20 protein-coding genes and 2 tRNA genes are annotated in these 24,320 nt (G+C 62.4%); 17 read left to right on the forward strand and 5 right to left on the reverse strand.

The features are described from left to right. Positions 1 to 61: 61 nt before the first annotated feature. Entirely contained in the window at positions 62 to 1,381 is a 1,320-nt protein-coding gene (locus CFE42_RS00575; RefSeq protein ID WP_004627026.1) for an MFS transporter, read from the reverse strand. A gap of 156 nt (positions 1,382 to 1,537) precedes the next feature. Here CFE42_RS00575 and cyoA point away from each other — a divergent pair, with 156 nt between their 5' ends. The 15 genes from cyoA to CFE42_RS00650 all read left to right on the forward strand — a co-directional run bounded on the left by cyoA (position 1,538) and on the right by CFE42_RS00650 (position 18,066). After that, positions 1,538 to 2,590, forward strand: coding sequence for a ubiquinol oxidase subunit II (cyoA, locus tag CFE42_RS00580; RefSeq protein WP_004627025.1), 1,053 nt, complete (start codon positions 1,538 to 1,540; stop codon positions 2,588 to 2,590). Between the two features lie 103 nt (positions 2,591 to 2,693). After that, complete coding sequence (cyoB, locus tag CFE42_RS00585) at positions 2,694 to 4,697, forward strand: cytochrome o ubiquinol oxidase subunit I (protein WP_004627024.1); 2,004 nt, start codon at positions 2,694 to 2,696, stop codon at positions 4,695 to 4,697. Beyond that, positions 4,690 to 5,355, forward strand: coding sequence for a cytochrome o ubiquinol oxidase subunit III (gene cyoC / locus CFE42_RS00590; protein ID WP_004627023.1), 666 nt, complete (start codon positions 4,690 to 4,692; stop codon positions 5,353 to 5,355). Before cyoB ends, cyoC begins: the two co-directional genes overlap by 8 nt. Then, positions 5,352 to 5,780, forward strand: a complete 429-nt coding sequence (gene cyoD, locus CFE42_RS00595; protein WP_004627022.1) for a cytochrome o ubiquinol oxidase subunit IV — start codon at positions 5,352 to 5,354, stop codon at positions 5,778 to 5,780. Before cyoC ends, cyoD begins: the two co-directional genes overlap by 4 nt. A gap of 7 nt (positions 5,781 to 5,787) precedes the next feature. After that, positions 5,788 to 6,213 carry a GNAT family N-acetyltransferase gene (locus tag CFE42_RS00600; protein WP_004627021.1) on the forward strand — a complete coding sequence of 142 codons (426 nt, stop codon included), beginning with the start codon at positions 5,788 to 5,790 and terminating at the stop codon, positions 6,211 to 6,213. Between the two features lie 217 nt (positions 6,214 to 6,430). Beyond that, a complete protein-coding gene (locus CFE42_RS00605) occupies positions 6,431 to 6,625 on the forward strand; it encodes a hypothetical protein (RefSeq protein ID WP_004627020.1) in 195 nt (64 codons plus the stop codon). Positions 6,626 to 6,919: 294 nt separating this feature from the next. Further along, the gene (gene mnmC / locus CFE42_RS00610; RefSeq protein WP_037043516.1) at positions 6,920 to 8,938 is read left to right on the forward strand and encodes a bifunctional tRNA (5-methylaminomethyl-2-thiouridine)(34)-methyltransferase MnmD/FAD-dependent 5-carboxymethylaminomethyl-2-thiouridine(34) oxidoreductase MnmC; all 2,019 of its coding nucleotides are present in this window, start codon (positions 6,920 to 6,922) and stop codon (positions 8,936 to 8,938) included. 245 nt (positions 8,939 to 9,183) lie between these two features. Next, on the forward strand, positions 9,184 to 10,527 hold the full coding sequence (gene tig / locus CFE42_RS00615; RefSeq protein WP_004627018.1) for a trigger factor: 1,344 nt from the start codon (positions 9,184 to 9,186) through the stop codon (positions 10,525 to 10,527). Positions 10,528 to 10,568: 41 nt separating this feature from the next. After that, positions 10,569 to 11,216, forward strand: a complete 648-nt coding sequence (clpP, locus tag CFE42_RS00620) for an ATP-dependent Clp endopeptidase proteolytic subunit ClpP (RefSeq protein WP_004627017.1) — start codon at positions 10,569 to 10,571, stop codon at positions 11,214 to 11,216. Positions 11,217 to 11,413: 197 nt separating this feature from the next. Beyond that, positions 11,414 to 12,688 carry an ATP-dependent Clp protease ATP-binding subunit ClpX gene (clpX, locus tag CFE42_RS00625; protein ID WP_004627013.1) on the forward strand — a complete coding sequence of 425 codons (1,275 nt, stop codon included), beginning with the start codon at positions 11,414 to 11,416 and terminating at the stop codon, positions 12,686 to 12,688. Between the two features lie 170 nt (positions 12,689 to 12,858). Continuing rightward, a complete protein-coding gene (gene lon / locus CFE42_RS00630) occupies positions 12,859 to 15,273 on the forward strand; it encodes an endopeptidase La (protein ID WP_004627012.1) in 2,415 nt (804 codons plus the stop codon). A gap of 157 nt (positions 15,274 to 15,430) precedes the next feature. Continuing rightward, complete coding sequence (locus CFE42_RS00635; protein WP_004627009.1) at positions 15,431 to 15,703, forward strand: HU family DNA-binding protein; 273 nt, start codon at positions 15,431 to 15,433, stop codon at positions 15,701 to 15,703. Positions 15,704 to 15,770: 67 nt separating this feature from the next. After that, a tRNA-Val gene (locus CFE42_RS00640) sits at positions 15,771 to 15,846 on the forward strand. Positions 15,847 to 15,890: 44 nt separating this feature from the next. Then, positions 15,891 to 15,967: transfer RNA gene (locus tag CFE42_RS00645), tRNA-Asp, on the forward strand. Positions 15,968 to 16,125: 158 nt separating this feature from the next. Continuing rightward, positions 16,126 to 18,066, forward strand: coding sequence for a SurA N-terminal domain-containing protein (locus tag CFE42_RS00650; RefSeq protein WP_004627008.1), 1,941 nt, complete (start codon positions 16,126 to 16,128; stop codon positions 18,064 to 18,066). An 84-nt stretch (positions 18,067 to 18,150) separates the two neighbouring features. Here the strand turns inward: CFE42_RS00650 and lepB are convergent, their stop codons facing one another. Both lepB and CFE42_RS00660 read right to left on the reverse strand, forming a co-directional pair. After that, on the reverse strand, positions 18,151 to 18,843 hold the full coding sequence (lepB, locus tag CFE42_RS00655; protein ID WP_004627005.1) for a signal peptidase I: 693 nt from the start codon (positions 18,841 to 18,843) through the stop codon (positions 18,151 to 18,153). 84 nt (positions 18,844 to 18,927) lie between these two features. Beyond that, complete coding sequence (locus CFE42_RS00660) at positions 18,928 to 19,545, reverse strand: arylesterase (protein WP_004627004.1); 618 nt, start codon at positions 19,543 to 19,545, stop codon at positions 18,928 to 18,930. Positions 19,546 to 19,609: 64 nt separating this feature from the next. Between CFE42_RS00660 and CFE42_RS00665 the strand changes: the two genes are divergently transcribed. Beyond that, complete coding sequence (locus CFE42_RS00665) at positions 19,610 to 20,320, forward strand: ABC transporter ATP-binding protein (RefSeq protein ID WP_004627002.1); 711 nt, start codon at positions 19,610 to 19,612, stop codon at positions 20,318 to 20,320. Positions 20,321 to 20,329: 9 nt separating this feature from the next. On the opposite strand, the gene pgi is transcribed toward CFE42_RS00665, so the two are convergent. Next, the gene (pgi, locus tag CFE42_RS00670; protein WP_004627001.1) at positions 20,330 to 21,949 is read right to left on the reverse strand and encodes a glucose-6-phosphate isomerase; all 1,620 of its coding nucleotides are present in this window, start codon (positions 21,947 to 21,949) and stop codon (positions 20,330 to 20,332) included. Positions 21,950 to 22,020: 71 nt separating this feature from the next. Further along, positions 22,021 to 23,616: a bifunctional ADP-dependent NAD(P)H-hydrate dehydratase/NAD(P)H-hydrate epimerase gene (locus tag CFE42_RS00675; protein ID WP_004626998.1), complete on the reverse strand. Its 1,596-nt coding sequence runs from the start codon at positions 23,614 to 23,616 to the stop codon at positions 22,021 to 22,023. 85 nt (positions 23,617 to 23,701) lie between these two features. Here CFE42_RS00675 and CFE42_RS00680 point away from each other — a divergent pair, with 85 nt between their 5' ends. Beyond that, positions 23,702 to 24,271: a winged helix DNA-binding protein gene (locus CFE42_RS00680; protein WP_004626997.1), complete on the forward strand. Its 570-nt coding sequence runs from the start codon at positions 23,702 to 23,704 to the stop codon at positions 24,269 to 24,271. Positions 24,272 to 24,320 lie beyond the last annotated feature (49 nt).

The raw sequence follows: 24,320 nt of genomic DNA on the forward strand, positions 1-24,320 counted from the left end.
CTCTTGCGCACTGCGGGTTCCTAGCAGTTCGCGTGCCTACGGAGCTTCCCGGGCAACGGCATTAGGAATCCGGTGTCCCAAGCGCCTTATTGATCCGCAGCGCCACCAGCGTCCCAACCACCCCTGAGAGCAGGTACAGGCTGACCGCGCCAAGTCCGAACAGCGACGACAAGCCTAGCGCCACGAGCGGTGCGAATGCCGCACCGAACAGCCAGCCGAAATCGGTCGTCAGGGCGGCACCGGTATAGCGGAATCGGCTCTCAAAGTTGGACGTCACCACGCCGGCCGCCTGGCCATAGGACAGCCCCAGCAGACCGAAGCCGACCAGGATGAAAATGTCCTGGCCCGCAACACCGCCATCGAGCAGCCAAGGTGCGGCCAGGCTGAAGATGCCAATCAGCACGGCCATGGCCGCCAAGGTGGTGCGCCGACCAAACCGGTCTGCAATCAGGCCGGAAACCAGCGTACCCACGAACGCAATCGCAGCGCCGATGATCTGGACGGTCAGCACGGCAGGTACGCTCTGTGTCTTGCGCAGCGACACCCATGACAGCGGAAACACGGTGACCAGGTGGAACAGCGCATAGCTGGCCAGCGCGGCAAAGGCCCCCAGGAAGATGTTGAACCCCTGCGCGTTGACCATCTGCAGGGTGCTGATCGGTTCCAGCTCTTCTTCCTCAAGCAGTTGCGTGTATTCGTGCGTGACCACCAGCCGCAGCCGCGCAAACAGCGCCACCACGTTGATGGCAAAGGCGACGTAGAACGGATAGCGCCAGCCCCATTCGATGAATTCCTGAAACGTCAGGCTGGTATAGAGGAAGAGGAACAGCGCTCCGGCAATGATGAAGCCGGTGGGCGCGCCCAGTTGCCCCACCATGGCGTACCAGCCGCGCTTGTTTTCGGGCGCGTTCAAGGCCAGCAGCGACGGCAGGCCATCCCACGAGCCGCCAAACGCGATGCCCTGCATGAAGCGGAAGAGCGCCAGCAGATAGATTGCCGAATGGCCGATCGATGCGTACGACGGTAAGAACGCAATGCCCACCGTAGCTGTGCCGAGCAGGAACAACGATGCCGTCAGCTTGGTACTGCGCCCCCATCGGCGCTGGATGCGCATGAACAGCGCCGTGCCGAACGGGCGCCCGATAAAGGCGAACGAGAAGACCGTAAAGCTGAACAGCAGACCGGCCAATTCACTGGCAAACGGAAAGTAGACCGAAGGGAACACCAGCACCGACGCGATGCCGTAGACGAAAAAATCGAAGTACTCCGACGCGCGCCCGATCACGACGCCTATGGCAATCTCTGCCGGGGCAACTTCATGGTGACCTGGTGCGGGAGGTGCAGTGGGCGACGCGCGATGCTGGTGGGTCAGACTTGCCATCGTTGAGTCTCCATCGGGATTCGGGGGAGGGGATGTCGTACGGCGATCAAAAGTCCGTCATCACAAGACCAGAATAGCGCCTAAACTGCAACGACAAGTCGAAAGATCGTTGGGCCATCCCAGCGCGACGTTAACCAAACGCCACTTCCGAGACCCATGCCACGCTTCAATGCAGTAGTGACACCCCTTGGAATTACGGGAAGGTCGCTTTGGCGAGGTGCAGCAATTGCCTTGTTGGTGACCCTTGCAGGCTGTAGCAATGCCGTGCTGCTGTCGCCGGCTGGCGACATGGCGGTGCGACAGCGGGACTTGATCATCATCGCGACATGTCTGATGTTGCTGATCATCGTCCCGGTGATCGTTCTGACCCTGTTGTTTGCATGGCGGTATCGGGAGAGCGCTGAGAACGCGCACTACAACCCCGATTGGGATCATTCCACTGTGCTGGAGCTGGCCATCTGGGCCGCGCCGCTCCTGATCATCATCACGCTGGGCGCCGTCACCTGGGTTAGCACCCATCAACTCGATCCGTATCGGCCGCTGACGCGGCTGGATCAGGACCGTCCGGTGCACGCCGAGACCAAGCCGCTTACCGTTGAGGTGGTGGCAATGGACTGGAAGTGGCTGTTCGTCTATCCCGAGCAGGGCATTGCCACCGTCAACGAGCTGGCCGCCCCGGTCGACCGGCCCATCGCGTTCCGGATCACAGCGACCACGGTCATGAATGCGTTCTTCGTGCCTTCTCTGGCGGGCATGGTCTATGCCATGCCGGGCATGGAAACCAAGCTTCATGCGGTGATCAACCGGCCTGGCGTCTATGACGGGCTCTCTTCCAACTACAGCGGCGCGGGCTTCTCGCACATGCGGTTCAAATTCCACGGACTGTCGAACGACGAGTTCGACCGGTGGGTCCAGCAGGTCAAGTCGTCGGGCACGTCGCTGTCGAAGGACACCTATCTGAAGCTGGCCAAGCCCAGCGAGAGCGAACCGGTGCAGCGTTACGCCAGCGTGGCGCCGGACCTCTATGACCGCATCCTGAACCGCTGTGTGGATGGCCAGGCATGCCTGGCCGACACCATGGCGAGCAACCGCAACGTGAGGCGCTTCGACCCGTCGGCGGAAATCTGTACCGCCAGCAATACGGCCGATGCCATGCCCATGTTTGCGCCGGATGCGGCCATCAACGACGGTCGAAGGTTGTTGCGGTAGGCCGGGCCTTGCCCGTTCGGCTTTTCAGCTCTTTCCGCCCCGTTGATGTTGTTCGCCAACATTGATCGGCCAGAATTGGTCAATACAGGCACAGGTGACATCCATGCCCGAGCGTTCTGAACTCGCCAACATGATTTTTGGCCGCCTGACGTGGGAGGCCATTCCGTATCACGAGCCGATCCTGCTCGCCACCTTCGCGGTCGTCGCGCTGGTCGGCCTCGTGCTGGTCGGTGCGCTGACGTACTTCCGCCTCTGGGGCTACCTCTGGCGTGAATGGTTCACCAGCATCGACCACAAGAAGATCGGCATCATGTACGTCGTGCTGGGCATCGTGATGCTGCTGCGCGGCTTTGCCGATGCCGTCATGATGCGGATACAGCAGGCGGTGGCCTTCGGCGACAACCTGGGCTACCTGCCGCCGCACCACTACGACCAGATATTCACCGCGCACGGTGTGATCATGATCTTCTTCGTCGCCATGCCGCTGGTGACCGGGCTCATGAACTTTGTCATGCCGCTGCAGATCGGCGCGCGCGACGTGGCATTCCCGTTCCTCAACAACTTCAGTTTCTGGATGACCACCGGCGGCGCCATCCTGGTGATGATGTCGCTGTTCGTGGGCGAGTTCGCACGTACCGGATGGCTGGCGTATCCGCCGCTGTCGGGCATCCTTGCAAGCCCAGATGTGGGCGTCGACTACTACATATGGGCATTGCAGATAGCGGGGGTTGGTACCGTGCTATCGGGCATCAACTTGCTGGTCACCATCGTCAAGATGCGCGCGCCCGGCATGACGTTGATGCGCATGCCGATCTTCACCTGGACGGCGCTGTGCACGAACACGCTGATCGTTGCCGCCTTTCCGGTGTTGACAGCCGCCGTGACGCTGCTCGCCCTGGACCGTTACGTCGGCACCCATTTCTTTACGGTCGAGCAGGGCGGCAGCGCAATGATGTATGTGAACCTGATCTGGATCTGGGGCCACCCCGAGGTCTACATCCTGGTGCTGCCCGCGTTCGGCATCTTCTCGGAAGTGGTGGCCACGTATTCACGCAAGCGCCTGTTCGGCTACGCGTCGATGGTGTACGCCACGGTCGTGATTACCGTGCTGTCGTACCTCGTCTGGCTCCACCACTTCTTCACCATGGGCTCCGGCGCCAGCGTCAACTCGTTCTTCGGGATCACGACGATGATCATCTCGATCCCGACAGGCGCCAAGATCTTCAATTGGCTGTTCACGATGTACCACGGCAAGATCCGCTTCGAGCCGCCCATGCTGTGGACGATCGGGTTCATGGTGACGTTTGTCATTGGCGGCATGACAGGCGTGTTGTTGGCGGTGCCGCCGGCGGATTTCTCGCTGCACAACAGCCTGTTCCTGATCGCGCATTTTCATAACGTGATCATCGGCGGCGTGTTGTTTGGCCTCATGGCCGGCATTACGTACTGGTTCCCCAAGGCGTTTGGCTACCGCCTCGTGTCGTCGTGGGGCAAGGCGTCGTTCTGGTTCTGGTTTGTCGGCTTCTACATCGCGTTCATGCCGTTGTACTGGCTGGGCATGCTTGGGGTCACACGCCGCATGAACCATTTCGACGATCCGTCCTTGCAGATCTGGTTCCAGATTGCCGCATTGGGCGCCTTGCTGATCGCCATCGGCATTGCCTGCTTCCTGATCCAGCTGGTGGTCAGCTTCCTCCATCGGGAAGAACTGCGCGACACGACCGGCGACCCGTGGAACGGCCGCACGTTGGAATGGTCCACTTCGTCGCCGCCGCCGCAGTACAACTTCGCAATGACGCCGCTCGTACATGACGCCGACGCCTGGTGGCAGATGAAGCAGTACGGCTACCGGCGGCCGCAGGAAGGCTTCAAGCCGATTCACATGCCCAAGGGCACCGCTGCCGGCATCGTGCTGGCGGGGCTCTCGACGCTGTGCGGCTTTGCGCTGATCTGGCATATCTGGTGGCTGGCCATCGTGTCGTTCGCGGCCACGATCCTCTCGGCGATCATTCATACCTTCAACTACAAGCGCGACTACTACATTCCGGCGGAAGAGGTGATCCGCACCGAAGCATCGCGCACGCAACTGATGGCAGGCCATGGCTGAAACGACCGCATCCCTGCATGTGACCGGCCCCACGGGTACTACCACGGCGGATGACGTACCGCCGGGCGGCTACCAGTTCCACGTCACCGAAGAACCGCACGTGCCAAACGGCACGCTGCTCGGGTTCTGGCTGTACCTGATGAGCGATTGCCTGATCTTCGCGTGCCTGTTTGCCGCCTATGGCGTGCTGGGCCGCGAATACGCAGGCGGCCCCACGGGGGCGGAACTCTTCGAGCTGCCGCTGGTGGCGTTGAACACGTCCTTCCTGCTGCTGTCGTCTATTACGTACGGCTTTGCGATGCTGCAGTTGCAGCAGAACAAGGTCTCGGCCATGCAGATCTGGCTGGCCATCACGTGGGTCTTCGGTGCCGCATTCCTGGCGGTGGAACTCTATGAATTCGCGCATCTGATCCACGAGGGTGCCGGGCCCACACGGAGTGCATTCCTGACTTCGTTCTTCTCACTGGTCGGCACGCACGGGCTGCACGTGACGTTTGGCCTGATCTGGCTGATCGTGCTGATGGTGCAGGTGTCGAAGCACGGTTTGATTACGGCCAACAAGCGTCGCCTGATGTGCCTGTCGATGTTCTGGCACTTTCTGGACGTTGTCTGGATCGGCGTCTTTACCTTCGTCTACCTGATGGGAACGCTGCCATGAGCGCGCAAGATCAAACGATGAACGGCCACGGTCATGGCCACGAAGGTCACCATCACGAAGAAGAGATCGGGCCGCACGCCACGCTGGGCGGTTACCTGACGGGCTTCGTGCTGTCCGTCTTCCTGACGGCGATCCCGTTCTGGCTGGTGATGGCGAACGTCTTCGACAGATCATCGACCACGGCGGTGACGATCCTGCTCATCGGCGCGGTGCAGATCGTAGTGCACATGATTTACTTCCTGCACATGAACGCCAAATCCGAAGGCGGCTGGAACATGCTGTCGTTGATGTTCACATTGGTGCTGGTGGTCATTACGCTCAGCGGTTCGCTCTGGGTGATGTACCACCTGAATACGAACATGATGCCGCACATGCGGCCGCCCCCGCAGTCCGCTCCCGCCATCCTGCCGTCCCGAACACAGTAGGGCCTGCGTGCAAGCTCCAGAAATCATCGTCACCGACGAAGCGAATGACGAATCGATCCAGGTCATCGGCAACGGGCTGAATCACTTTAACGATCAGCACGTCGGCTACCGCGACCGGCAACCGCTTGCGGTGCTGGCCCGCGATCCGCAGAGCGGCGACGTGGTTGGCGGCGCAAGCGGACGAACATCGCTGGGGCTGCTGTTTCTTGATCTGTTCCATCTGCCCGAGACGTTACGCGGCATGGGTATTGGCACCGAGGTGTTGCGCAGGTTTGAAGAAGAAGGGCGCCGACGCGGTTGTCGCTCGGCGGTGGTCTATACGATCAGCTTTCAGGCGCCATGGTTTTACGAACGCAACGGCTGGGTGCGGTTCGGAGAGGTACCCTGCGATCCGCCCGGTACGAGCCGGGTCTTCCTCAGTAAAGCGTTGTGAGTTAAGCCGTCAAGGTTTCACGTTCTCCTGCGCAGCGGCTTCGAGGTATTTCAGAAAGCGGCTGGCGACCGCCTCTGTATCGCCCGTGCGTCGTAATGACAGCACGAGCCTTCTTCAGCGTATGGAACCCCGCGTCCTACGCGCAACGCGCGGTGGCACATCTGGCGCACGTTCCCTACGATGGCAAGACAAGTCATGCATAACGGGGAGGCATGCCATGTCCATCTTCGACGAAAACGAGCACCGCGAGGCCTTCTGGGAAACCGTGCGCCAGGCCATCGAGGCGCGCCAGCAAGCTGATGAGGCCCGTCGCGCGGGGCGGCTGACTGGGCTGGCAATCGGCCTGTCAGTGGCGGCGCTGGCGGTTGCACTCATGGCTTGGCGGCGCCGGTCTGCAGATGATGCGGCTTGAGGCCGTCTGGCTGCGCCCCGCCCATTCTTGGCGCTCCATTCTGAATTCCCATTCATAAGATGCGGCAGTGGTGTTGACCGACACCCTCACGCGTGTACCGCGACGCCGTAAAGACGGGATGGATTGGACGAGCCGCGCGGTTATCCGGCCACAATGACCGAGCATTCGATGACCGTGCGCATGGACAGTCGGGTCGGTCCGGCATCCAGCCTGAAGACGGCAAGCGGACTGCTTCAGATCAAAGCGCAGGGGAAGGGCGGCGTTACAATTCGCTGCTTCTTCCCAGGGTGTTCCATGCCACGCGGCCTCGTTCTCGCCACGCCTCAGCTCACGTCGGACGGCACGCCGTTCTCCGCGCAATACGACGACGTCTATCACAGCTCCGAAGGCGGTCTGGCCCAGGCGATTCACGTTTTCCTGGGCGGTAACCGCTTGCCGGGCGCGTGGCAAGGCAAACGCACCTTCACCATTGTCGAAACCGGCTTCGGCCAGGGCTTGAATTTCCTGGCCACCTGGGCTGCATGGCGCGACGATCCACAGCGTTGTGCACGGCTCGATTTCGTCTCGATCGAGAAGCATCCGTTCGATCGCGCAGGCTTGTCGATCGTGCATCCGACAATCGGTGCGCTGGCTCCGCTGGCCGAGACGCTCCGTCAATCATGGCCGGTGCCGGTGCCCGGCGTGCATCGACTGGCGTTCGACGGCGGCCGCGTTACGCTGATGCTGTTTTTCGGTGATGCGATGGAGATGCTGCCGCGACTGTCGTGCGCTGCCGACGCGTTCTATCTCGACGGTTTTTCTCCCGCCAAGAACCCCGATCTGTGGCAGCCGCGCGTGTTCAGGCAGCTCGCGCGGGTCGCTCGCGCCGGCGCGACATTGGCCACGTACACCGCCGCAGGATTCGTGCGGCGCGGCTTGCAGGAGGCCGGCTTCGAGGCGCACAAGGCGCCCGGTTTCGGAACCAAGCGCGACATGACCGTCGCGCAATTTCCGACCCATTGGCGCACACGGCGTGGGCCGGCTGAAGCGCCTGTCTGGAGCCAGCGTCACGCCATCGTGCTCGGCGCCGGGCTCGCGGGCTGCTCCGTTGCGGAACGGCTCGCGTCGCGCGGCTGGCGCATCACGCTCATCGACGCAAACGATGGCCCCGCACACGGCACGTCGGCGCACCGTGCTGCGGCCATGCATCCGCATGTATCCATCGACGACAGCGTGCTCTCGCGCCTATCGCGCGCCGGCAACCTGCTCGCACGCCGCCATTGGGATGCTCTCGATCGCGCCGGCTTCGCCACAGGTTTCCAGCCCACCGGCGTGCTCCAACTCGCCGAACACGTGGGCGACGCCACTGAACAGCAACGCATCGTGCGGGCGCTCGGCTACCCGGTCGACTACATCGATTGGCTCAATGTGGACGCCGCCGCCAAGCGCGTCGGTGCCAGCGTGCCGCAGGGCGGCTGGTGGTTTGCGCAAGCGGGCTGGGTTGCGCCGCCTGATGTTTGCCGTGCCAATCTGGCCGCTGCAGGCGCTGCAATCGACACACGTTGGGGTACGCACGTCGAATCGCTGCGCCAAGACGGCGATCAATGGCAGGTCCTCGATGCGCAGGGCGATGTGATCGCGAGCGCGCCGGTCGTCATCCTCGCCAACGGTCTTGGCGCTACGCGCCTGGCTGCGCTGACATCCGCGTCGCTCAAGCCCGTTCGCGGTCAACTCACCGACGTGCCCATCACCAGTTTGGAAGCGGGCGCCGCGTGGCCGAAGGCCGTCGTCTGCGGCGATGGCTACTTGCTGCCCACCGAGCCGGGCGCGAAAACGGTGCGCACGGGCTCGTCGTTCCAGCCCGGTGAAGCCGATCTGACCGAGCGCGTGGCCGATCACGCCGGCAATCTCCGGCGACTGTCTGGGTTGCAGCCTCAGCAATTGGGTGCACTGGCGAAGCTGGACCCTGCGCAACTGCAGGGCTACGTCGGTGTGCGGTGCGTGTCAGCCAATCGGCTGCCGTTGATCGGCCCGCTGGTGGATGAGGCGGCGGCCTTGGCGCCGGGCTTTCGTTTGCGCGGTCCGCATGCGCAGCTGCCTCGCCTCGCCGGGCTGTATGCCGCACTTGCGTATGGCGCGCGGGGCCTCACCTGGTCGGTACTGGGTGCGGAGTTGCTGGCGGCCCAGATCGACGGTGGTCCGCTGCCGCTTGAATCGGACCTGGCTGCAGCGCTTGATCCCGGCCGTTTCATCCTGCGCGCATTGCAGCTTCGACGCACGCAGGAGCAGGGCGCCGCACCCGCGGAAAGCGAAGCTGCGGAACCTCTGGATTAACGCGCCGTTTGAAGGGTTTTCCAAGCGTTCCGACCCAAAAAATCAGGGCCGCCGAACGTTCCATGCCATAATATGCGTTTTGCGTTTGCCAGCCTGAACGCGTCCGTTGTGCCGTGCATTGTGCAATCAGTGCAGCCTTCGCGCCGCATTCCTGCAAGCCCGGCAAGACCAAGAACTTTGAACCACGGCTGCTGCTGGCGCTGCGCCGTTCGACGCAACCATCTTCTGAATCTGGAATTACGACCATGTCGACTATCGAAAACCTCGGCAAGCTTGATCGCAAAGTGACCCTGGCTGTCCCGAAGGCCGAAGTGGAGCAAGAGAAGCAAAGCCGTCTGGCGCGTCTGTCCAAGACCGTCAAGATGTCCGGCTTCCGCCCGGGCAAGGTCCCGATGAAGATGGTCGAGAAGCAATACGGCCAACAGGTCGAATTCGAGGTGCGCTACGACAAGGCCGCCCGTCAGTTCTTTGACATCACCAACGAACAAGGCGTGAAGGTTGCCGGCCAACCGCGCTTCGAGCTGAAGACCGAAGGCGTGGCCGATGACCAGGTCGCGTTCGACGCCACCTTCGAGGTGTATCCGGAAGTCAGGCTCGGCGATCTGGCCAGCGCGGAACTGACCCGCACCAAGACCGAAATCACCGATGCCGAGATCGACAAGACCCTCGACATCCTGCGCAAGCAACGCGTGCACTACCACCCGCGCGGCGAAGCCGGCGAGCATGGTGACGGCGGTGCAGCCGTTGCCCAGGACGGCGACCGCGTGACGGTCGATTTCGTCGGCACGATTGACGGTGTGGAATTTGCCGGTGGCAAGGCTGAAGGTTTCAGCTTCGTGCTGGGCGAAGGCCGCATGTTGCCCGAGTTCGAGCAAGCCACGCTGGGCCTGAAGCAAGGCGAGTCGAAGAAATTCCCGCTGGCATTCCCCGAGGACTACCACGGCAAGGATGTCGCGGGTAAGACGGCTGAATTCACCGTCACGCTCAAGCAAGTCGAGTGGGCGCACCTGCCGGAAGTCAACGAAGCGTTTGCCCAATCGCTGGGCATCGCCGACGGCAACCTGGACAAGATGCGCGCCGATATCCGCGAGAACCTCGAGCGTGAAGTCAAGCGCCGCACGCACGCGCTGCTCAAGGACCAAGTCATGGAAGCGCTGCTGAAGGTGGCAGAGCTGGATGTGCCGAAGTCGCTGGTCGAGCAAGACCAAGAGCGCCTGGTTGAAATGGCTCGCCGTGACCTCGAATCGCGCGGCATGCCGAACGCCAAGAACATGCCGATCCCGGCCGAGATGTTCACGCAGCAAGCTGAGCGCCGCGTGAAGCTGGGCCTGGTGCTGGCCGAAGTCGTGAAGGCCAACGGCCTGGAAGCCAAGCCGGAGCAGATCAAGACCGAGATCGAAGAGTTCGCCAAGAGCTACGAAGATCCGAAGGAAGTCATCCGCTGGTACTACGGCGACCAACAGCGCCTGGCCGAGATGGAAGCCTACGTGCTCGAAAACAACGTGGTAAATTTTGTGTGCGACAAGGCCAAAGTCACTGACAAGGCCGTGTCGTTCGAAGAGCTGACTGCCACGCCGGCGCAAGGCTGATTCGATCGATATAGCTCCCGAAATAAGCACCGGAGAACCGCATGATCCGCAATGAACTGATCGACCAACTTGCCCGCACCCAGGCTTCCGCGCTCGAAACGCAGGGGCTCGGTCTGGTGCCGATGGTGGTCGAGCAGTCGGGCCGCGGCGAGCGCGCCTACGATATCTACTCGCGCCTGCTCAAGGAACGAGTGATCTTCATGGTGGGCGAGGTCAACGACCAGACTGCCAACCTCGTGGTGGCACAGTTGCTGTTTTTGGAAAGCGAGAATCCGGACAAGGACATCTCGCTGTACATCAATTCCCCGGGTGGTTCGGTTTCGTCCGGCCTGGCGATGTACGACACGATGCAGTTCATCAAGCCCGACGTGTCGACGCTGTGCATGGGCATGGCGGCCAGCATGGGCGCGTTCCTGCTCGCGGCCGGTGCCAAGGGCAAGCGTCTGGCGCTGCCAAACTCGCGCATCATGATTCACCAGCCGCTGGGCGGTGCTCGGGGCCAGGCCTCGGATATCGAGATCCAGGCGCGCGAGATTCTGTATCTGCGCGAGCGCCTGAACACGGTGCTTTCGGAGGTAACGGGTCAGCCCGTCGACAAGATCGCCCGCGATACGGATCGCGACAACTTCATGAGTAGCGAGCAGGCCAAGGAGTACGGCCTGATCGACCAGGTCATCGCCAAGCGTTGAAGTGTCGAAGTCGTGCGCCGATGTGCGCGGTAGGCGAGGTTGCCGGTGCATTCTACGGCACCCCGGTTAACCGCACGAAACATGTCAAGCGGTGTCAAAAACGAGGCCTCGCGCCTCGTTTTTGCTTCGAACAACACCTGCGGATCGTCGCCAGATAATTTGGCGTATGATGCTGCCAAGAACTACTGGTAATCGTTATGGCGGACAAGAAAGGCTCGACTGGCGAAAAGCTGCTGTACTGCTCGTTTTGCGGCAAGAGCCAGCATGAGGTCAAAAAACTGATTGCCGGCCCCTCGGTCTTCATCTGCGATGAATGTATCGACCTGTGCAACGAGATCATCCGGGACGAAGCCGCCATCTCCGAAAAGGAAGGTGGTCTGGCGGTCAAGTCCGATCTGCCCACACCGCATGAAATCCGCCAAAGCCTGGACCAATATGTGATCGGTCAGGAGCAGGCCAAGAAGATCCTGGCGGTCGCGGTCTACAACCATTACAAGCGTTTAAGGCACCTCGGCAAGAAGGACGATGTCGAGCTGTCGAAGAGCAATATCCTGCTCATCGGGCCAACTGGCTCGGGCAAGACCCTGCTTGCTCAAACGCTGGCGCGTCTGTTGAACGTGCCGTTTGTCATCGCCGACGCCACCACGCTGACCGAAGCAGGCTATGTGGGCGAGGATGTCGAAAACATCATTCAGAAGTTGCTGCAGAACTGCAATTACGAGGTGGACAAAGCCCAACGCGGCATCGTCTACATCGACGAGATCGACAAGATTTCGCGCAAGTCTGACAACCCTTCCATCACCCGGGACGTTTCTGGCGAAGGCGTGCAGCAGGCGCTGCTGAAGCTGGTGGAAGGGACGATGGCGTCGGTGCCGCCGCAAGGTGGCCGCAAGCATCCAAACCAAGACTTCCTGCAAGTTGATACGACCAACATCTTGTTCATCTGCGGCGGCGCGTTCGATGGTCTGGAAAAGATCATCATGCAGCGCTCCGACAAGACCGGTATCGGCTTCGGCGCGGAGGTGCAGAGCAAGGAAGAGCGCGACGTCAGCGAAGTTCTGCCGCAAGTGGAGCCGGAAGATCTCATCAAGTTCGGTCTGATTCCCGAGTTGATCGGCCGTCTGCCCGTGGTGGCGACGCTGGCCAAGCTCGACGAGGCTGCCTTGATGGAAATCCTGGTCGAACCAAAGAACGCAATCGTCAAGCAGTACCAGAAGCTGCTGGCAATGGAAGGGGTGGAGCTGGAGATTCGTCCGAGCGCGCTGACGGCAATTGCCCGCAAGGCGATCAAGCGCAAGACGGGAGCGCGCGGTCTGCGTTCCATCGTTGAGCACGCTTTGATGGATGTGATGTATGACCTCCCCAACCACAAGGGTGTGCAAAAGGTGGTGATCGATGAAAGTACGATCTCCGACGAAGGCAAGCCCTTGCTGATTTACGAAGAGCAACCCAAGGTTGCAGGTTCCAACTGACGCGAATGCCCGGCCGGGATGCGCCGTATGCATCCCCTGCAGGAAGCCGTTCGCTCGCGAGCGGCTTTTTTTGCTTCGGGAAACCGGGTCGGCATGCGACTTGCAGCAGCGGTCTTGTAAAACCGCCGCTGTGCCCAATTTAGCCCTTACATGACTTTCTGGGGAAAATAATGTCCGGAACCCAACTTTTACCCGCTGAGCAGATTCGCCTGCCGCTGTTGCCGCTGCGTGACGTCGTGGTGTTTCCGCACATGGTGATTCCGCTGTTCGTGGGGCGCCCCAAATCCATCAAGGCGCTGGAAGCTGCGATGGAGGCGGGCAAGAGCATCATGCTCGTGGCGCAAAAGACTGCCGCCAAGGACGAGCCGACCGATAAGGATCTGTATGAGGTCGGCTGTATCGCCAACATTCTGCAGATGCTGAAGCTGCCGGACGGCACCGTGAAGGTGCTGGTCGAGGGCACGCAGCGCGCCAATATCCTGTCCGTCACCGACGACGAATCGCACTTCTTCTGCGAAGCTGTGCCCGTCGGCCCGGAACCCACTGAATCGGCTGAGACCGAGGCGCTGCGTCGCGCCATCGTGTCGCAGTTCGATCAGTACGTGAAGCTGAACAAGAAGATCCCGCCTGAAATCCTGACTTCGTTGTCGGGCATCGACGAGCCGGGTCGTCTGGCCGACACCATTGCTGCGCATCTGCCGATTAAGCTCGAGCAGAAGCAGAAGATTCTCGAGATGTTCAATGTGACCGAACGTCTGGAGAGCCTGCTTTCGCAGCTGGAAGGCGAGATCGACATCCTGCAGGTGGAAAAGCGCATCCGTGGCCGCGTCAAGCGCCAGATGGAGAAGAGCCAGCGCGAGTACTACCTGAACGAGCAGGTCAAGGCCATCCAGAAGGAACTGGGCGAAGGCGAGGAAGGCGCCGATCTCGAAGAGCTGGACAAGAAGATCAAGGCCGCCCGCATGCCGAAGGAGGCCAAGAAGAAGGCCGAGTCCGAGTTCAAGAAGCTCAAGCTGATGTCGCCGATGTCGGCCGAGGCGACGGTCGTGCGCAACTACATCGACACGTTGGTTGGTCTGCCGTGGCGCAAGAAGAGCAAGGTGAACAACGATCTGTCGAACGCCGAGCAGGTGCTGGATCAGGACCACTATGGTTTGGAGAAGGTCAAGGAGCGCATCCTTGAATACCTCGCGGTGCAACAGCGCGTCGACAAGCTGAAGGCGCCGATCCTGTGCCTCGTGGGGCCGCCGGGTGTTGGCAAGACGTCGCTCGGGCAGTCGGTGGCGCGTGCAACGAACCGCAAGTTCGTGCGCATGGCGCTTGGCGGAGTGCGTGACGAGGCCGAGATTCGGGGTCACCGCCGTACGTACATCGGGTCGATGCCGGGCAAGATCCTGCAGAGCCTGACGAAGGTCGGCGTGCGCAATCCGTTGTTCCTGCTGGACGAGATCGACAAGATGGGTGCGGATTTCCGCGGCGATCCCTCGTCGGCCCTGCTCGAAGTGCTGGACCCGGAACAGAACCACACGTTCCAGGACCACTACATCGAAGTGGACTTCGACCTGTCGGATGTGATGTTCGTGGCGACGTCGAACTCGCTGAACATTCCGGCGCCGCTGCTGGACCGGATGGAAGTGATTCGTCTGTCGGGCTACACGGAAGACGAAAAGGTCAACATCGCCCGTCGCTACTTGCTGCCCAAGCAGATCAAGAACAATGGTCTGAAAGAGGGCGAGATCGAGGTGACCGAAGCCGCGCTGCGCGACATCATCCGCTACTACACGCGGGAAGCTGGTGTGCGTTCCCTGGAACGCGAGGTCTCGAAGATCTGCCGCAAGGTCGTCAAGCAACTGCTGCTGAAGAAGGAAGCCAATACGTCCGTGAAGGTCGATTCGGAGAACCTGGACAAATTCCTTGGCGTGCGTCGTTTCGACTTCGGTCTGGCCGGCAAGGAAGACCAGGTGGGCCAGGTGACTGGTTTGGCATGGACCGAAGTGGGCGGCGATCTGCTGACCATCGAAGCCGCGCTGATGCCGGGCAAGGGCAACATCACCCGCACCGGTTCGCTGGGCGACGTGATGAAGGAGTCCGTCGAGGCTGCGCGCTCGGTGGTGCGTTCGCGGTCGGCTCGGCTGGGTATCAAGGATGAGATGTTCGAAAAGCGTGACATCCACATCCACGTACCCGAAGGTGCGACGCCCAAGGATGGCCCGTCGGCAGGTATTGCAATGACGACGGCGCTGGTGTCGGTGCTGACCGGTATTCCGGTGCGCGCAGACGTGGCAATGACCGGCGAAATCACCCTGCGCGGTGAAGTGTTGCCGATCGGCGGCTTGAAGGAAAAGCTGCTGGCAGCTCACCGCGGTGGCATCAAGCTCGCGCTGATTCCGGAGGAGAACGTCAAGGACTTGGCTGACATTCCGGACAACGTGAAGAACAGCATCGAGATTCAGCCGGTCCGCTGGATCGACAAGGTGCTGGAACTCGCGCTGGTGCGCAAGCCGGAGCCTCTTCCGGAGGAAGAAGCCAAGCCGGCGCCCGCCCAGGGCGATGACGGCAAGTCGCAGGAAATGGTGCATCACTGACACCGTAGCCTGCCGAGGTTGAAGAAGGGCCCGACATGTTCGGGCCCTTTTTCTTTGCGCTGGCTGCGACATGTGGCACACAGTTCTTCGCCTTGACACGTCGATTGACGGCCACTTTAATGAATCCACACTAGCGGGTGTTCGGGGAGGTGGCACGATGAACAAAACAGATCTCATCGACCATGTGGCGACGCAAACTGACATGTCAAAAGCCGCAGCGGGTCGCGCCATCGACGCACTGATCGACGGCATCAAGGATGCGTTGTGCGAGGGCGGGTCGGTCACGCTGGTCGGCTTCGGGACATTCTTGGTCGGCAAGCGATCTTCGCGTAATGGACGCAACCCGCGCACGGGTGCCGCCATCACAATCGAAGGCGGTAAGGTTGCGAAATTCAAACCTGGCAAAGCGCTGAAAGATGCGCTAAACTAACGGGCTTTGGTGCTCGTGGGTGACAACGCGGGCGCCGGACAGTCCGGCTCACGCCGGCAGTACGAACGGGTGCTTAGCTCAGTTGGTAGAGCAGCGCCCTTACAAGGCGCGGGTCGGGAGTTCGAGCCTCTCAGCACCCACCATCGTTCGTATTGCCGCTCACGTGTCGGGTGGTCCGACCCAATCTGGAGCGGTAGTTCAGTCGGTTAGAATACCGGCCTGTCACGCCGGGGGTCGCGGGTTCGAGTCCCGTCCGCTCCGCCAGATTTCTGTACAAAGGCCCGATTCGTTCGGGCCTTTGTCTTTTCAGCGGCGAATGCTTTGCAGGTCATGCCGGGACGCTGTGCCGCGATTGTCCGGAATGTCGGCGGCACCTGATAGAATCGCCGGATTTTCCATCTTCCATTCACCTCCGGTCCAGCATGCTTGATTTCGTACGTACGCATCGGCGCTTGATGTTTCTGGTGCTGCTGATTCTGGTGTTCCCGTCGTTCGTGTTCTTCGGCGTGCAGAGCTATTCGAGCTTCATGGACAGCTCGCATGACGCCGCCAAGGTCGACGGCAAGGTCATCTCGACCAACGAAGTCGACGCGCGCGTGCGCGAGCAGACCGAGCGCCTGCGCCAGATGCTTGGCGCGCAATATGATCCGCGCCAGTTCGAAGGTCCACAGATGCGCCGCGACGTGCTCGACGGCATCATTCAGCAACGCGTGCTGGCCAATGAAGTCGTGCGTGCGAACCTGACCATCTCGAACGAGAAGATTCGCGACACGATCCTGCAGATTCCGGCCGTGGCGGCGCTGCGCAAGCCGGATGGCTCCTTCGATCAGGAAGCCTACGTACGGCTGCTGTCTGCGCAGAACATGACGCCCGAGCAGTTGGAAGGCAATCTGCGCTTCGAGCTCTCGCAGCAACAGATTCCGCAATCGATCGTGTCGTCGGCGTTTGTGCCGAAGTCGCTGGTGGAGCGCCTCATCCAGGTACGCGATCAGCAACGCGAAGTTCAGACACTGCTGTTCAAGCCGGCCGACTACGCTGCAAAGGTCAATGCGGACGACAAGGCCATCCAGGCTTACTACGACGCGCACCAGCAGGAATTCTCTGTGCCGGAGCAAGTCAAGGCCGAGTATGTCGTGTTCTCGGGCGAAGAGATGATGAAGCAGATTCCGGTCCCGCCCGAGCAGATCAAGGAGTACTACGATCAGAACGCTGCGCGCTTCAAGACACAGGAAGAACGCCGCGCCGCTCACATCCTGATCAAGCTGCCGGATAACGCCAAGCCTGCCGACAAGGAAGCCGCCAAGAAGAAGGCCGAAGAAGTCCTGGCCGAGGTGCGCAAGAATCCCGCGAGCTTTGCCGAGCTTGCCAAGAAGTACTCGGGTGATCCAGGCTCGGCCGCGCAGGGTGGCGAGCTGGGCTTCCTCGGCAAGGGCGCGACTGTGCCGCCGTTCGAGAACGCGCTGTTTGCGCTCAAGCAGCCGGGCGACATCAGTGACGTGGTCCAAAGCGATTTTGGTTTCCACATCATCAAGCTGGAAGAAGTGAAGGGCGGCGGCGTGCAGCCCTTGGAAGCCGTGAAGCCTGAGCTTGAACGCGAACTGCGTACGCAACTCGCGAACAAGAAGTACTCGGAGCTGGCCGATGCGTTCTCCAACACGGTGGAAGATCAGTCCGACAGCCTGAAGCCGGTGGCTGACAAGCTCAAGCTGCAGATCCAGACGACCGACAACGTAACCCGCACCCCGAGCCCGGCGCAGTCCGGCAGCCCCATCGGCAACGACAAGGTGCTCAAGGCGCTGTTCGCTGACGACGTGATCAAGAATCACCGCAATACGGCCGCCATCCAAGTGGGCCCGACCACGCTGGTTGCAGCGCGCGCGGCGGAGTACCGCCCGGCCACGGTGAAGAAGCTGGCCGACGTGCGTGAACAGGTCAAGGCCAAGGTGATCGCCGAGCAAGCGGCTGCGCTGGCCAAGAAGGCTGGCGAAGAGAAGCTTGCCGCCGTGAAGCAGAGCAACAGCGCCGATGGCTTCGGTGCTGCACAGACGGTCTCGCGCCAGCAGGCGCAGGGCACGCCGCCGGCTGCACTGACAGCCATCCTGCGCGCGGATGCGACCAAGCTGCCGACCACCATTGGTGTCGACCTGGGTCCTGAGGGCTACGCGCTGTATCGCATCAACAAGGTGCTGCCGCCGGCCAATGTGGACGAGACGCGCCGTGCTGCCGATGCACAACAACTGGCTCAGGCCGCTGGTCAGACCGAGTTCAACGCCTACTATGAAGCACTGAAGGCGCGCTCGAAGGTGAAGATCAACAGCAGCGCGGTCGACAGCAGCAAGCCAGCCAATACGGCAGAGGACTGATACGGCGTGCAGAGCACGTAGCCTGACGAAAAAGCCCCCTCAATAACGAGGGGGCTTTTTCTTTGCGTACTTTTTGGCGTTGCGCTAGTCCAGCGGCTTGCCCATGCGTGCGAGGCGCGGCATGTACAAGTGGTCTGGATCGAACGATAGGGCCACATGGGAAGCGCGGGCGATCAGATTCTTGCGCGGTACGAGGCCGAAGTAGCGGGAGTCGCGGCTGTTGTCGCGGTTGTCACCCAGCATGAGGTAGTGGTCTTGCGGGACGGTGATGGGACCGAAACTGCGCAGGGCACGCACCTCCGGCAAGACCATCACGGTGTGCTCCCGGCCCGGTAGCGCTTCCGACCAGAGTTCGTGCGGCAGCATCGCCGTTGCTTGCGGCAGCGCGCCGGGTGCGACGTCTGGCAGCGGCGCATAGGCCATGCGCCGGTCATTGATGTAGAGCGCTTCGTCACGCATTTCAACCACGTCGCCGGGCAGCCCAATGAGCCGCTTGACCAGCTTCGTGCCGTTTTCGGGCGAGGAGAAGACGACGACATCACCACGTCGCGGGTCGCTGCCGCGCTTGAGCCAGACGGTGGTGGCCGGTACGCGCACCCCGTAAGCCAACCGGTTCATCAAGATGTAGTCGCCTTCGATGAGCGTGGGATTCATTGAGCCGCTCGGCACGACTGCCCAGTCCGCAATGCAGGCGCGGAAGGCAAAAAGCAGCGACATGCCGACCAGGAACCGCTTGTTGTCACGCGCTGCGCGCAGCCCGCTTGCCAGAAGCTTCATGGTGTTCGCCCGAGTGAGAGGTGGCCGCCGTGCCGGAGCCGGAAATCCGATGCGCCGGATGACGCCATCGGTGCGGCAGAAGGGTCATCTTCCGACCCGGGCTTTAAGGAGAGGTTCCAGTTTGGGCCACACGTTATCGAGCATCGTCGGCTGCGCTGCGGCAATGGGGTGGATGCGATCTTCCTGGAACCAGTCGGGCCGCTGCGCAACCCCTTCGAGCAGGAATGGCACCAGTGGCAGCTTGTACTGCTGCGCCAGCTTGCCGAACATGGCGAAGAAGCGCTCGCTGTAATCCGGGCCGTAGTTCGGCGGGATGCGCATGCCCACCAGCAGCACCTTCGCGCCAGCCGCTTGCGATGCTTCGATCATCGCCTTCATGTTGCCCTCGCTGGAGGCGAGCGACAGGCCGCGCAGCGCGTCGTTACCGCCCAGTTCGAGAATCACGACAGAGGGCTTTTCGCGGGCCAGCACGGCGGGCAGGCGCGAGCGGCCGCCGGCCGTGGTGTCGCCGCTGATGCTTGCATTGGCGACGCTATAATCGGGCTTCCGTTCTTTGAGGCGCCTGTCGAGCAACGCGACCCAGCCTGTGCCTTGCGCCAGACCGTATCCCGCCGACAGGCTGTCACCCAGCACCACCACACGATGCGATGCCGGCGCGCCTTCTGCTGCAGCGGCCTGTGCGAGCGGCAGCATGCTGAACATGGCGAAGCCTAGTGCCGCTGCTAGTGACTTCACACTGCGCCTTCTACTACCTACCAGTTCAATCATGTCGTCTTCCGCTACCTGGGTGATTGAAGTCGATTCGCTGCACAAGACCGTGCGCGATGCCACCGGTGAGTTGCCTATTCTGAGCGATGTTGCCTTCCGTGTGGAAAGGGGCGAGACACTGGCCATTGTTGGCGCTTCCGGCTCGGGCAAATCGACGTTGCTAGGGTTGCTCGCCGGCCTGGACTTGCCGACATCGGGTTCGGTCAAGCTGCTGGGCAACGACTTGTTCGTCTTGGATGAGGATGGCCGTGCGGCCGTGCGCGGCAGCCACGTGGGCTTTGTCTTCCAATCGTTCCAGCTGCTGCCCCATCTGACGGCGCTTGAGAACGTGATGTTGCCGCTGGAGTTGCAGGGCGACGTGAGCACCGCCGAAATGCGGCGTCGCGCAACGGTTCTGCTGGAGCGCGTCGGCCTGGGTGCGCGGCTGTCGCACTATCCAAAGACGCTTTCGGGCGGCGAACAGCAACGCGTGGCCTTGGCACGTGCGTTTGTGACCGAGCCCGACATTCTCTTTGCCGATGAACCGACCGGCAGTCTCGACACCGCCACGGGCGAGGCCGTGATCGCGCTGATGTTTGAACTCAACCGCAGTGCCGGCTCCACGCTGGTGCTGGTGACGCACGACCGCTCCGTGGCGGCGCGTTGCAGCCGCATTCTCACCATCGAAGCAGGGCATCTCGTGGGCGACGAGGCTGTCACCGAACTCTGAACGTTTGCGTCAGAGCGCGGCTTTGGCGCGGCGAATCAACGCCACCGTCGACGCATCATGCGCCACAGAGGCCGGCGCACCTTCCAGTTCCGCCTGGATCGGCTTGGCGAGTTTCTTGCCAAGCTCCACGCCCCACTGATCGAACGAGTTGATGTTCCAGACCGCGCCCTGCACGAAGGTGCGGTGCTCGGCGCAGGCGATGAGCGCGCCGAGTGAGGCAGCGTCCAGCCGCTCCATCAGGATGGTCGTGCTCGGGCGATTGCCTTCGAACACCATATGCGGCACCAGCGCTTCGTCGGTGACGCCGCCCGCGCGGACCTCCTCGGCGGTGCGCCCCAGCAGCAGTGCCTCGCCCTGCGCGAAGCAGTTGGCGAGCAGCTTGGCATGGTGGCCAGGCAGGTTGCGCACCGGCTCGAGCGTGGTGATGAAATCCACCGGCACGATCTGCGAGCCCTGGTGGATCAACTGGAAATACGCATGCTGCCCGTTGGTGCCGGCCGTGCCCCAGACGATGGGGCCGGTGTCGGTATCGATGGCCGCGCCGTTGCGCTGGACCGATTTGCCGTTGCTCTCCATCTCCAACTGTTGCATGAAGTCGGTCAGCAGTTCCAGCGGCGCGCAGTAGGGCACGGTGCATGCGCTCGCCGCATCGAAGAAGCCGCGATACCAGACCGACAGCATCCCGAGAATGAGCGGGAGGTTCTCGCGCGGCGCGGCCGTCGCAAAGTGGCGGTCCATCGCACGCGCGCCGTCGAGCATCGCTTCAAACTGCTGCGGCCCGATCGCCAGCACGATCGACAGGCCCACCGCCGACCACAGCGAGAACCGCCCGCCAACCCAATCCCAGAACGTGAACATGTTGTCCGGGTCGATGCCGAACTGCACGACGGCCTCGCGGTTGGTGGAGACAGCGACGAAGTGGTGCTTGAGCTGGCTTTCCGCGACGCCGTGGTCGACAAACCACCGGCGCATGCTGTGCGCGTTGGCCATCGTTTCCAGCGTGGTGAACGTCTTGGAACAGACGATGGCGAGCGTGGTGTCGGGGTTCAGATGGTCGAGCGTTTCGGCCAGGTCCGTGCCGTCGACGTTGGAGACGAAATGCACGCGCACCTGCGGCACGGCAAGGTGGTCGAGCGCACGGCATACCATCCGCGGGCCGAGGTCCGATCCGCCGATGCCGATGTTCACCACGTCCGTGATGCGCCGTCCGGAATGGCCTGTCCATGCGCCGCTGTGCACACGGTTGGCAAAGTCGCGCATCTGCGCGCGCACGCGCAGCACTTCGGGCATGACGGGCTCGCCGTCGGCACGATAGTCGTCTTCAGCGCGGCCACGCAGGGCCACGTGCAAGACGGCGCGGTGCTCGGTGTTGTTGATGCGTTCGCCACGCAGCATGGCGTCGCGCAGGGTGAGCACGCCGGCTTCCTCAGCAAGTTGCAGCAGTTGGGAAAGCGTGTCGGGGGTGATGCGGTTTTTTGAGTAATCGACCGTCAGGCCAGCGGCCTCCAGCGTGAAGGCACGTACCCGTTCTTCGGCGTCCGGCGCGGCAAACCAGTCGCGCATATGTGTCGCGCGGATCGATTCTGCATGTTGCGTGAGGGACTGCCAGGCGGGTAGGGCTGTAGGCATACGGCGTGATGTGACGTGAGGTAGGGGCTGGAAAACGAGTGGGCAGTATAACGGTGCTGTATGACGCGTTTCTATCGGCGAACGTCCGACGCCAGCAAGGCGTTGAGCGCACGCCGTGCCGGTACGCAAAGCTCGCTTGCGTGCAGCCCGATGGGGCCCACACCCGCGTGGACAAGGTCATCGGCCGCACGACCATGCAGCCAGACGGCCGCAAGTGCAGCTTCGCGCGCGCCCATGCCTTGCGCAAGCAGTGCGCCGATCATGCCGGTCAGTACATCGCCCGTGCCGCCGGTGGCGAGCCCGCCGTTGCCGGTTGGGTTGATGGCCGGCGGGATGCCAGGCGCCGCGATGACTGTGCCCGAGCCTTTGAGCACGACCACCGCGCCCGTCCGATTGACAAGCGCCTTGGCGGCGGACAGCCGATCGTGCTGCACGGCGAGCGCATCGGTATGCAGCAGTCGCGCGGCTTCCAGCGGATGCGGCGTCAGCACCAACGGCACACCGCTGCCGGCCAGTTGCGTGAGACGCGCGAGCAGGGCGGGCGTTTTCGCAAAGAGGTTCAGTGCATCGGCGTCGAACACGGCGGGCGTGCGCACCGACAGCATGCGGTCCAGCAGATGCTCGAGCGCGGCTTCCGACTCCTTGCCGGTACCCATGCCGGGGCCCACGGCCAGCGCCTGCATGCCGCCCAGATCGAGTGCGCCCCAGGTGTGCAGCATCAATTCCGGTTGCGCGGGGTCGATGCGCGGTGCATCGGCGGCAAGCGAGACCACGTGCACCTTGCCCGCGCCCAGATAGAGCGCTCCGCGCGCCGACAGCAGCGGCGCTCCGACCATGCCTGCCGCACCGCCCACGATTGCCGCACTGCCATATGTGCCCTTGTGGCCGTTATGCCGCCGGCGCGGCACATGCGCAAGCCAGCGTGACGGCGTGTTGACAAAGGCGTCCGCTTCAATCACGCCGTCATAAGCCGCTTGCGCAGCCTGCAAGTCGGCCAGCGCGATGTCGCCGGTGGCGTCGCGGCCATCGCCGGTCAGCAACCCCGGTTTGACGGCGAGGAACGTGATGGTGGCGCGTGCCTGAATGACGGGCGAATCTGGGGCGGGCGGCTGGCCCGTATCGCCGTTCAGCCCCGAGGGAATGTCCAGCGCAAACACCGGCAAGCCGCTGGCGTTGATGGTGTCGACCAGTGCGGCATGCAACCCCGTCAGCGGCCGGGCGAGTCCGATACCAAAGAGGCCGTCGACGATGACGGAGGCAGCCGCCGGCACCGAAACGGCCGTGTGCAGAGGTTCAATGGGGACATTCGCGGCACAAGCCTCCGTCCAGGCGCGGCGCGCGTCATCAGGCAGCTTGGCCGGGTCTGCGGCAAGCCACACCGTGACGGCGCGCCCCGCCAGATGCAGCACCGTCGCCGCAACGAGCGCATCGCCACCGTTGTTGCCTGGGCCGGCAACGAGCAGGACATGCCCGTGTGGCGCGCGCGTCTGCAGCCAGTCGGCGGCGGCTTCGCCCGCCCTGGCCATCAAGGTGAAGGGTTCGAGGGTTCGGTACGCAGCTGCTTCCAGCGCGCGGATGCCCGCTGTGCCGAAGAGCAGGTCGGCGCCGTGGTGTGCGGCCAGTGCGCCGTCGATCAGGATTTCGCGCCAGCTAGGGTGTGAGGACATGGCAACTACGCTTTCAACAGTGCAGACATGACGATCTATTCTCTTACAATAGCCCGCGTTTCCGGTCCTTTCCCAGCCTGTTGCAATGTCCAAATCGCCGACCACCCCGAAAGCTGATCTGCCGCAATCCGCAGCCAATGAGGACGCAGGCAAGGGCGGGCCGATCGTGTCTTCGTCACACCTGGTGTCGGCGCGCAGCCCCGAGTTGTCGGAGTTCGAGTTCGCGCTCAACACCGCCTACAACGCCTACAACCGCTGGTGCGTGCGCTGCATGGCCGCCGCCGGCGTGCGCGACCTGACCTTCCTCGACGTGCTGGTGGTGCATCACGTCAACCACCGCGGCCGCGCCAAGCGCCTGGCCGACATCTGCTTCGTGCTGAACGTGGAAGACACCCACCTTGTCACGTATTCCCTCAAGAAACTGCAGGGGATGGACCTGGTGGAGGGCACGCGCAACGGCAAGGAAGTCACCTACACCACCACCGAAGCCGGCGAAAAGGCCTGCGCCCGCTACCGCGAGATCCGCGAGCAGTGCCTGACCAGCAATATTTCGCCCAGCGGCGAGGAAAATGCCGAAATTGGCGAACTGGCGCGCCTGCTGCGCGTGCTGACGGGTCTTTACGAGCAGGCGGCACGGTCCGCTACGTCGCTGTAAAACGGGCGTTTTTGACCCGTTCCGGCCGAGGCAGGCGCATTTCGGGCCG

Origin of the sequence: Ralstonia sp. PBBBR1, from assembly GCF_002256165.1 — a bacterium.
Taxonomy (GTDB): domain Bacteria; phylum Pseudomonadota; class Gammaproteobacteria; order Burkholderiales; family Burkholderiaceae; genus Ralstonia; species Ralstonia thomasii.

Bases quoted from the DNA above. Each gene is read 5' to 3' on its own strand.
- lepB (WP_004627005.1), bottom strand. From the start codon at position 18,843: ATGAAGCTTCTGGCAAGCGGGCTGCGCGCAGCGCGTGACAACAAGCGG.
- CFE42_RS00605 (WP_004627020.1), top strand. From the start codon at position 6,431: ATGTCCATCTTCGACGAAAACGAGCACCGCGAGGCCTTCTGGGAAACC.
- CFE42_RS00665 (WP_004627002.1), top strand. From the start codon at position 19,610: ATGTCGTCTTCCGCTACCTGGGTGATTGAAGTCGATTCGCTGCACAAG.
- cyoD (WP_004627022.1), top strand. From the start codon at position 5,352: ATGAGCGCGCAAGATCAAACGATGAACGGCCACGGTCATGGCCACGAA.
- CFE42_RS00675 (WP_004626998.1), bottom strand. From the start codon at position 23,616: ATGTCCTCACACCCTAGCTGGCGCGAAATCCTGATCGACGGCGCACTG.
- cyoA (WP_004627025.1), top strand. From the start codon at position 1,538: ATGCCACGCTTCAATGCAGTAGTGACACCCCTTGGAATTACGGGAAGG.
- tig (WP_004627018.1), top strand. From the start codon at position 9,184: ATGTCGACTATCGAAAACCTCGGCAAGCTTGATCGCAAAGTGACCCTG.
- cyoC (WP_004627023.1), top strand. From the start codon at position 4,690: ATGGCTGAAACGACCGCATCCCTGCATGTGACCGGCCCCACGGGTACT.
- lon (WP_004627012.1), top strand. From the start codon at position 12,859: ATGTCCGGAACCCAACTTTTACCCGCTGAGCAGATTCGCCTGCCGCTG.
- pgi (WP_004627001.1), bottom strand. From the start codon at position 21,949: ATGCCTACAGCCCTACCCGCCTGGCAGTCCCTCACGCAACATGCAGAA.
- mnmC (WP_037043516.1), top strand. From the start codon at position 6,920: ATGCCACGCGGCCTCGTTCTCGCCACGCCTCAGCTCACGTCGGACGGC.
- CFE42_RS00575 (WP_004627026.1), bottom strand. From the start codon at position 1,381: ATGGCAAGTCTGACCCACCAGCATCGCGCGTCGCCCACTGCACCTCCC.
- CFE42_RS00680 (WP_004626997.1), top strand. From the start codon at position 23,702: ATGTCCAAATCGCCGACCACCCCGAAAGCTGATCTGCCGCAATCCGCA.
- CFE42_RS00660 (WP_004627004.1), bottom strand. From the start codon at position 19,545: ATGTTCAGCATGCTGCCGCTCGCACAGGCCGCTGCAGCAGAAGGCGCG.
- CFE42_RS00635 (WP_004627009.1), top strand. From the start codon at position 15,431: ATGAACAAAACAGATCTCATCGACCATGTGGCGACGCAAACTGACATG.
- clpX (WP_004627013.1), top strand. From the start codon at position 11,414: ATGGCGGACAAGAAAGGCTCGACTGGCGAAAAGCTGCTGTACTGCTCG.
- CFE42_RS00650 (WP_004627008.1), top strand. From the start codon at position 16,126: ATGCTTGATTTCGTACGTACGCATCGGCGCTTGATGTTTCTGGTGCTG.
- cyoB (WP_004627024.1), top strand. From the start codon at position 2,694: ATGCCCGAGCGTTCTGAACTCGCCAACATGATTTTTGGCCGCCTGACG.
- clpP (WP_004627017.1), top strand. From the start codon at position 10,569: ATGATCCGCAATGAACTGATCGACCAACTTGCCCGCACCCAGGCTTCC.